The sequence below is a fragment of the Pyramidobacter sp. C12-8 genome, assembly GCF_002007215.1.
Taxonomy (GTDB): domain Bacteria; phylum Synergistota; class Synergistia; order Synergistales; family Dethiosulfovibrionaceae; genus Pyramidobacter.
This window is the reverse complement of sequence record NZ_MUHX01000017.1, coordinates 46,873-54,660: the sequence shown is the minus strand read 5'-3', so window position 1 is coordinate 54,660 and position 7,788 is coordinate 46,873. Positions and strand designations below refer to the sequence as shown.

Sequence of the window (7,788 nt, the reverse complement as noted above, 5' to 3'; positions counted from 1 at the left end):
AGAGGTGTTACAAAGGGAAGTAACGGAGCAGTCATACCGGTGAAGGCAGCAGTTTGCTGTCCGGCCATAACAGCCTTTGAAGACAGTCTCTGCATGTTTTCTGATCTCTCTGGAGATCGTACTCGGCGACTTCAGAACTGTTGAGGCAATACTTCTGAGAGATTCTCGCCGGTTGAGGGCGCTTTCAATGGCTTTTCTTTCAGCCAGAGTCAAATGTTTGTTCATGATGATGAACTCCTTTCCGAGATCTGTTGTCTCGTAAGAAAGGTCTTTCATCAATTCAGACTAAATGCAAGCTCCTTTTAATTCAGATTTAATGCAACGGGGTACCGGATGTTGCGTTGCATTTACCTTGAAGAATTTCACGAACGCTTTTCCGCCGCTTTCGTCTCATTTCGTCCTTGACAGCGAATAATTTCCGTGCTATAAGATGCCTCAAGCGATTTCCAATCTTTCGCAAAGGCGTGGATTTTCATGATCTCGGCAACCATCCCAAACAGCTTTGACAACGGCATGTGGTGGCGCAGCGTGGGGACTCTCTTCGACGAGGACCGACGCGCTGTCGTGCTGCGGTCTGAATAAATCCGTCCGGATACGAAGAGCCGGTTCCCATTCACGCGGGGACCGGCTCTTTTTATTTTATGCTCGGCGTCCGGAAAGGGGGGATGTCCATGGAGCCCGGTTGGCGGCTCAAACAAAGCGAACAGCGCAGCGTGCGGAACTCGTCGGCCGTCGTCGGCCGGACTTCACGGATCCCCGCGGGATCCCGTTCATCTCAGGGAGGTTTTTGTCATGCAGTTCACTCAGCTTCAGTCGATTCTCGTCGTTCTCGGCTTCTTCACCGTCGGCGATCTGATCGCCTCGCGCACCCGGGCGCTCGTTTCCATGCGTTTCGTCTCCTCGGCCATGATCCTCGCCGCTTTCTGGCTGGGGATGCCCGCGGACTTGTTCAAGACTACGGGCCTGATGAGCCTGGCGATGACGTTCATTCCCGTGCTGATGGTGCACATGGGCACGATGATCGACGGCCGGGCCATGCTGGCGCAGTACCGCACCGTGCTGATCGCGCTGGCGACGATGTGCGCCGCCTCGGCCGCCGTGATCCTGATCGGAAGTCCGCTGATCGGCATGAACTTCGCTCTCACCGCCACGGGCCCCATCTCCGGCGGCAACGTGGCCATGCTGATCATGAGCGAAGCCGCCCAGGCAAAAGGGCTGAACGACATCCTCGTGTTCATCACGATGCTCTTGATCCTGCAAGGGTTCATCGGCGTGCCCATCGCCAGTTTCTGCCTGCGCCGCGAAGCGCGCCGCCTCAAAGCCGCCTTCGCCGCCGGCGGGCAGGTCGCGGAAACCGAAGCTGAAAAGGGCGAGCGCAAAAAGCTGATCCCCGAACTGCCGAAAAAGCTGCGCACGCCGTTCGTGCTGCTGTGCAAGAGTTTTCTCGTCGCCGCTCTGGCCGTCGCCGCCGCGCAGGCGACCGGCAACCGCGTCCATCCCTTCGTGATGGCGCTCGTCTTCGGCGTCGCCGCGTACGAGCTGGGCTTCCTCGAGGGCCGCATCCTCGACATCGCCGCCTCCAGCGGCCTCTCCATGTTCATCATGCTTTTGCCCACGTACGTCAACCTCAGCAAGGCCACGCCGCAGATGGTGCTGTCGCTCTTTTACCCGATCGCCGTGTCCTTCGCCGCCGCCGTGATCGGTTTGGTCGCCTCGGCGTACCTGATCAGCCGTTTCGCGAAAAGTTCGTTCGACATGACGCTGGCCATCGGCGCCTGCTGCCTGATCGGCTTCCCCGGCACCTACATCGTCGCCGACGAAGTGTCGCGCAGCTTCGGCGACACGCCCGCGGAAAAGGAGTTCATCGAAAGCCGTATCATGCCGCAGATGCTTGTTTCCGGCTTCACGACCGTGACCATCGCCTCGGTGTTTCTGGCCGGGTTCCTGGTCAACTTCATGTGATCTCGAGAAAGGAAGAATAAAATCATGGACAAAGCGAAGATCCTCGCGCTGGCCGCTCAGGCCGAAGGCGAAATGACCGCGTTCCGCCGCGAGCTCCACCGCCACCCCGAACTGGGCTGGCAGGAAGTGCGCACCACCGACGCGATCGAACGCGAGCTGAAAAATCTCGGCTGCGCCGTTTTCCGCCGCGGCTTCGCCGGCACGCGGTGCGGCATCGTCTGCGACGTCAACCCCGACTCGCCCGGCCCCTGCGTGGCCGTCCGCGCCGACATTGACGCGCTGGCCGTGGCGCGCGAAGACAACGATCTGGAATACGCCTCCGCCGTGCCCGGCGTCATGCACGCCTGCGGGCACGACGCCCACGCCGCCTCGCTGCTGGGCGCGGCCAAAATCTTCAAGGCGCTCGAAAAAGAGCTGCCCGGCCGCGTTCGCCTCATGTTCCAGCCTTCGGAAGAGCAGGCCACAGCGCCCGGCGCCAAAGCCCTCATCGCAGAAGGCATGCTCGACGGCGTCGACGCCGTCATCGGCTATCACGTGCGCGCCGGTGCGCCCGAAAGCGAGATCCAGTTCACGCCCGGGGCCGCCACCACTTCCGGCGACATCTGGGAACTCGACGTCATCGGCAAGGGCGGCCACGGCAGCCGCCCGCAGGACGCCGTCGACCCCACCGTCGCCGCCGCGCAGATCATCTGCGCCCTGCAGACCGTCGTCAGCCGCGAGATCCCGCCCGGAGAGCGCGTCGTCGTCAGCATCGGCACGCTCAAAAGCGGCAGCGCCGTCAACGTCATCCCCGAAAAGTGCGAGATCACCGGCAACATCCGCACCACCAACCCCGATATCCGCGCCGCACTGCCCGAACGCATCGAACGCATCGCCAAGGGCGTCGGCCTGGCCATGCGCTGCCGCACCGATTTCCGCTTCATCCCCGTCTATCCCAGCATCGTCAACGACGAAGCCATGTGCCAGCTGCTCGAAGAGGCGGCCGGCGAACTGCTCGGCGCCGAAAAAGTGAAGCGCGTCCCCATCTCCTCCGGCTCCGACGACTTCAACTTCTACTCCGCCGAACGCCCGTCCGTCTACTTCAACGTCGGCATGGGCGGCCCCGGCACGCCCTACGCCGCCGCCCACCACTCGCCCCAGTTCCGCACCAATGACGCCATCCTCAAAACCTGCGCCGCCGCCGTCGTCGCCACGGCGTGCAAATTTCTGGAAGCGAAAACGAAATAAAGCATGAATGCAGTGCGAGGCTGCCTTTTTTCCCGCTCTCAAGCGGGTCAAAAGGCAGCCTCGCGCCGTGCGTCCCATAGTGTTACCTGCCTTTTCGTGAGAAAACTGCCATCTATAAAGTGCCTTTTCGTGATAAAATGGGAACAAACAAAGTGCCTTTTCGTGATGCACAACGACTGCTCGCTTTTAAACAGCGACGTGTGGAAGGAGGAAATCATGGCGGACATCAGACGAAAAATTTATGACCGGATGCTCGAGTGGAAGCGCCGCGACTGCGGCGCCAGCGCGCTTCTGATCGACGGCGCCCGGCGTGTCGGCAAGAGCTATATCGCCGAAAAATTTGCGAGGAGCGAGTACCGTTCGTATATTCTCATCGACTTCGCCAAAGCGCCGCAGACGATCAAAGATCTCTTCGACGAAGACGCGGACGACCTGGACCTGTTGTTCGGCAAGCTGTCCGCCTACTATGGAACGCCTTTGCACGAGCGCGATTCGGCGCTGATCTTCGACGAAGTGCAGATGTGCCCGTCCGCGCGCCAGCTCGTCAAGTACCTCGTGCAGGACGGACGATACGATTACATCGAGACCGGTTCGCTGCTGACGCTGAAACAAAACGTGCGGGACATCGTCATCCCCTCGGAAGAGGAGCATCTCGAGATGTTCCCGCTGGACTTCGAGGAGTTTCTCTGGGCGCTGGGAGACGAAACGACCATCCCGTTCCTGAAAGAGCGTTTTGACACCCTGACGCCGGTAGGACAGGCGCTGCACCGCAAGATCATGAACGATTTCCGCCAGTACATGCTGGTCGGAGGGATGCCGCAAGCCGTCGCCGCATACGCAGGGAACAAAGATTTCGCGCAGGCTGACCGGATCAAAAAAAGGATCCTCAATCTGTACCGCGAAGACGTCTCGAAATTCGCCCGAGGCTATGAAAGCCGAGTCTACGCCATTTTCGACGAGATTCCCGGACAGCTGTCAAAAAAGGACAAAAAATACCGTCTGACGTCGCTGAACAAAAAGGCGCGTTTCCGAGAATATGAAGACGCGTTCGTCTGGCTCAGCGAAGCCATGATCGTCAACACGTGCGTCAACGCCACCGATCCGACGGTAGGACTGTCGCTGAGCCGCGATCACACGACGCAGAAATGCTACATGGCCGACACGGGACTGCTGGTGACTCAGACCTTCGTGGACGACTCCTTCGCGGACAACCGGCTGTACCGGGACATCCTTTTCGACAAGATCAACGTCAATGAAGGCATGGTCATGGAGAATGCCGTCGCCCAAACGTTCCGCAGCGCCGGACACAAACTGTTCTTTTATTCGAGAGCGGACACGGATCACCGCGAAAACCACATGGAAATCGATTTTCTGATTCGCCGCGACCGGAAAATCTGTCCCGTTGAAGTCAAGTCCGCCGCCTACCGCAAACACTCCTCGCTCGATAAATTCATGAAGAAATTCAGAGGCCGGCTCGGCCAGGGCTACGTGCTGTATCCCAAAGACGTGATGGTCAAAGACGGCGTCGTCCATGCGCCTCTGTACATGTCGATCTTCCTTTGAAGCAAAGCCAGAGTGCCGTAAATAAACGACGTCGGACGACGGCTGCATGAGCCAGCCAGCGTCCGACGTCGTTTTAAAATCGGTCGAGTGCAGCCTGAGATAAAGCGGCGTTTCCTCGCAGAGCGCAACGACCTCGGCGCGATTGACCGAGCCCCGTTTTCGGACAAGGGGCGAAGCCGACGTGTCTGTCTCGGAAGTATCGCTCCGCAAGGCGTTACTTCCGGCGCGGCTTCATGACCAACGCGCGGATCTTTTCTTCGATGATCTCCCAGAAGATCCACAGCGGGATCGAAAGGACCATCAGCGCCGTGAACAGGACCTTCACGCCCACCGTCAGCCCCGAGGTCAGCTCGGACCCCAGCAGCGACAGCACCGCCATGCCGGGAGCGCGCCCCAGCAGGCAGACCAGCGACAGCGGCAGCAGTCTCAGTTTCGTCATGCCGGCGATGAAGCACACCGCGTCGTCGGGCAGCGCCGGCAGCAGGAAGATCATGAAGAACATCGTGTAGCCGCCTTTCGTCAGCAGCGAGTCGAAACGCTTCATCACGCCGTCGGGCACAAGGCGGCGCACGAATCTCTCTCCCAGCAGACGCGCCAACAGCATGGCGAGCAGACTGCCCAGCGCCAGTCCCAGCGTCGTCAGCGCCCAGCCTTTCCAGAAGCCGAACACGAAACCGCCGGCCAGCGCCACTGCCTGGCCGGGGATCGGCGCGAACAACACTTGCAGCACCTGTACGCCGACAAAAAACCACGGCGCCGCCCCGCCCTTGCGCCGCAGCAGGTCGCGAAAACTCCGCGGATCGGCGAAAAACTGCCCGACGAACGACTGCCATCGCCCGGCAACATCTTCGGGCAGCAGCCACAACGCCGCCTCATACACGGCGAACATCGCCGCCGCGATCGCGCAAGCCGCCACGACCACCGCCGCCAATCCCGCCGCCTTGCGCCGCAGCAGGGCGAGGAACTCTCTTTTGTTCACCGGGGCATCCTCCGTTCAGATACGCGCCATCATCCCGATGCGGGCGGCGGCAAACCGCCGCTGCGCCGGCCGGAAAGATTCTTTTTCGTTCCACTTTACGCTACAATAGAGGCCGTTTCCCTTAGTCTCCTCCAAAGGAGTGGTTCCCTTGATGCGTCTTGGACTCCTCGGCGGCATCGTCGGCGTGCTCTTCGTTCTCTGGCTGATCCCCACGCTCGTGAGCGTTTTTTTCAGCCTCGTCTGGTTCCTGGTCAAGCTGCCGTTCCGCCTGCTTCATCTGATCGTCGTCGACGGGCTCTTCGGCCTGCTCGGACTCGCCTGGAAGCTCTGCCGCGGCTTTTTCGCCCTTTTCGGCGTCGTCGGCACCGTCGTCATGTGGCTGCTCATCGCCGCCGCCGGCGTTTGGGTCGGCATCTCCCTGCTCAACGCGTGCGCCGGAACTTCGCCGCCCCGCAAAAGCGGCGGCGCCTCCCCAGTGCCGCGCGCTCCCGAAGAAAAATTCGACGCCGGGGCGCCGCGCTTCGCTTCGCGCCGGTGGGCGCTGGGGATTTTCGGCCTCGGCAGCGACGCTTCGCAAAGCGACATCAAAAGGCGCTATCGCGAGCTCGTCGCCGCGGAACATGCCGATCGTCCCGCGTCCGGCGCCGCCCCCGACGGAACCGGCGAACGGCGGCTGGCGCAGATCGACCAAGCTTACGAAATCCTCACCCATTGAATTATAAATCGTCACGGCAGCGCCGGCAAATCATTTTCCGGCGCTGTCGCGACGATGTTGGCCGCTCACAAGATCGCCGCGCTTCTCAAAGATTCAGCACGCCTTGTTCGGCAGGGCGTTCCGCTCGAAATCGGCCTTCATCGCGGCGCGCAGCTCCGGCGACTGGAACACGTCGAGGCCGGTCATGGCCAGCCCCTTGGCGGCCAGCAGCACCACCTCGTCGGCGCGGCGAGACACGGCGGCTTCGCGCAGCTCGGGCGTGTGGCCGCCGACGCCAGGCGCGTGCAGCGACAGATAGGGATGGATCGACGGCGTGCGCACCGACACGTTGCCGATGTCCGACGAGCCGCTCATGCGGTCGGGCTCGGGCCATGACATGGGCTCGCCCAGCGCTTCCATGTTGGCCTTGAAAGTCTCGTCCAGCGGCCGGTTCGGATAGCGCTCGGAGCAGAACGGCGTATGGGCGATCTTCAGCTCCGCTCCGGTCATGGCCGCAGCGGCCCGCGCCAGACGCTCGAAATCGGCGTACATCGGCCTGAGCTGGTTCAGCTTCTCGGCGCGAATGGAGAACGCGCAGGCGCTGAACTCGGGGATGATGTTCGGGGCCGTGCCGCCGGCGGTGATGATGCCGTTGATCTTGCTCTTGTTGGGCCAGAGATGGAGCTGGGCGTTGACGGCCGCAAACAGGTGCAGCGTCGAGGTCAGCGCGTTGACGCCGAGAGCGGGACGCGAGGAATGGGCCGACGTGCCGTGAAACTCGACGAACACGTCGGTGACGGCCAGGCTGCCGGCGCCGACGAGATTTTCGCTGGGACTGGGATGGAACATCATGGCGCAGTCGAGCCCGTCGAACGCCCCGGCGTCGGCCATGGCGATCTTGCCGCCGCTCGTCTCCTCGGCCGGCGTGCCGAAGAGGACGACCGCGCCCTCCCTGCCTTCCAGCGCTTCGGCCAGCGCGATGGCCGCGCCGCAGGAGGCCGCGCAGATCATGTTGTGTCCGCAGGCGTGACCAAGGCCGTTGAGCGCGTCGTATTCGGACAGAAAGCCGATCTGCGGCCCTTTGCCCGGCGTGCCCTTAACGGCGCGGTATGCCGTGTCGAGCCCGCAGCAGGGATTTTCGACGACGAAGCCGTATTTTTCCAGCAGCGTCTTCTGCCAGGCCACGGCCTGGCGTTCCCGCATGCCCAGCTCGGGATGAGCGTGCACCTCATGGCTCAGCGCGATCAGCTCGGGGGCAAGACGTTCCACCGCAGCGGCAATTTTCTGTTTCGGATCCATCACCCAGCCTCCTTAAAATAAACTCTTAAAGATTATCCGATCGTATTTAAATTTTTGTTTCAGC

At 61.5% G+C, this 7,788-nt stretch carries 7 protein-coding genes; 4 read left to right on the top strand and 3 right to left on the bottom strand.

The features are described from left to right. Positions 1 to 276 (bottom strand): helix-turn-helix domain-containing protein (locus B0D78_RS07790; protein WP_143521727.1); only part of this gene is annotated, 276 nt, incomplete at its 3' end. Positions 277 to 792: 516 nt separating this feature from the next. Here B0D78_RS07790 and B0D78_RS07785 point away from each other — a divergent pair. The 3 genes from B0D78_RS07785 to B0D78_RS07775 all read left to right on the top strand — a co-directional run bounded on the left by B0D78_RS07785 (position 793) and on the right by B0D78_RS07775 (position 4,752). After that, a complete protein-coding gene (locus B0D78_RS07785) occupies positions 793 to 1,962 on the top strand; it encodes a hypothetical protein (protein WP_078016408.1) in 1,170 nt (389 codons plus the stop codon). Between the two features lie 24 nt (positions 1,963 to 1,986). Then, positions 1,987 to 3,189, top strand: coding sequence for a M20 metallopeptidase family protein (locus B0D78_RS07780; RefSeq protein ID WP_078016407.1), 1,203 nt, complete (start codon positions 1,987 to 1,989; stop codon positions 3,187 to 3,189). 216 nt (positions 3,190 to 3,405) lie between these two features. Next, positions 3,406 to 4,752: an ATP-binding protein gene (locus B0D78_RS07775; protein ID WP_078016413.1), complete on the top strand. Its 1,347-nt coding sequence runs from the start codon at positions 3,406 to 3,408 to the stop codon at positions 4,750 to 4,752. Positions 4,753 to 4,966: 214 nt separating this feature from the next. On the opposite strand, the gene B0D78_RS07770 is transcribed toward B0D78_RS07775, so the two are convergent. Then, positions 4,967 to 5,731, bottom strand: coding sequence for a TVP38/TMEM64 family protein (locus B0D78_RS07770; RefSeq protein WP_078016406.1), 765 nt, complete (start codon positions 5,729 to 5,731; stop codon positions 4,967 to 4,969). A gap of 151 nt (positions 5,732 to 5,882) precedes the next feature. Between B0D78_RS07770 and B0D78_RS07765 the strand changes: the two genes are divergently transcribed. After that, on the top strand, positions 5,883 to 6,446 hold the full coding sequence (locus tag B0D78_RS07765; protein ID WP_078016405.1) for a J domain-containing protein: 564 nt from the start codon (positions 5,883 to 5,885) through the stop codon (positions 6,444 to 6,446). A gap of 93 nt (positions 6,447 to 6,539) precedes the next feature. On the opposite strand, the gene B0D78_RS07760 is transcribed toward B0D78_RS07765, so the two are convergent. Then, the gene (locus tag B0D78_RS07760) at positions 6,540 to 7,724 is read right to left on the bottom strand and encodes an amidohydrolase (RefSeq protein ID WP_078016404.1); all 1,185 of its coding nucleotides are present in this window, start codon (positions 7,722 to 7,724) and stop codon (positions 6,540 to 6,542) included. Positions 7,725 to 7,788: the final 64 nt, after the last annotated feature.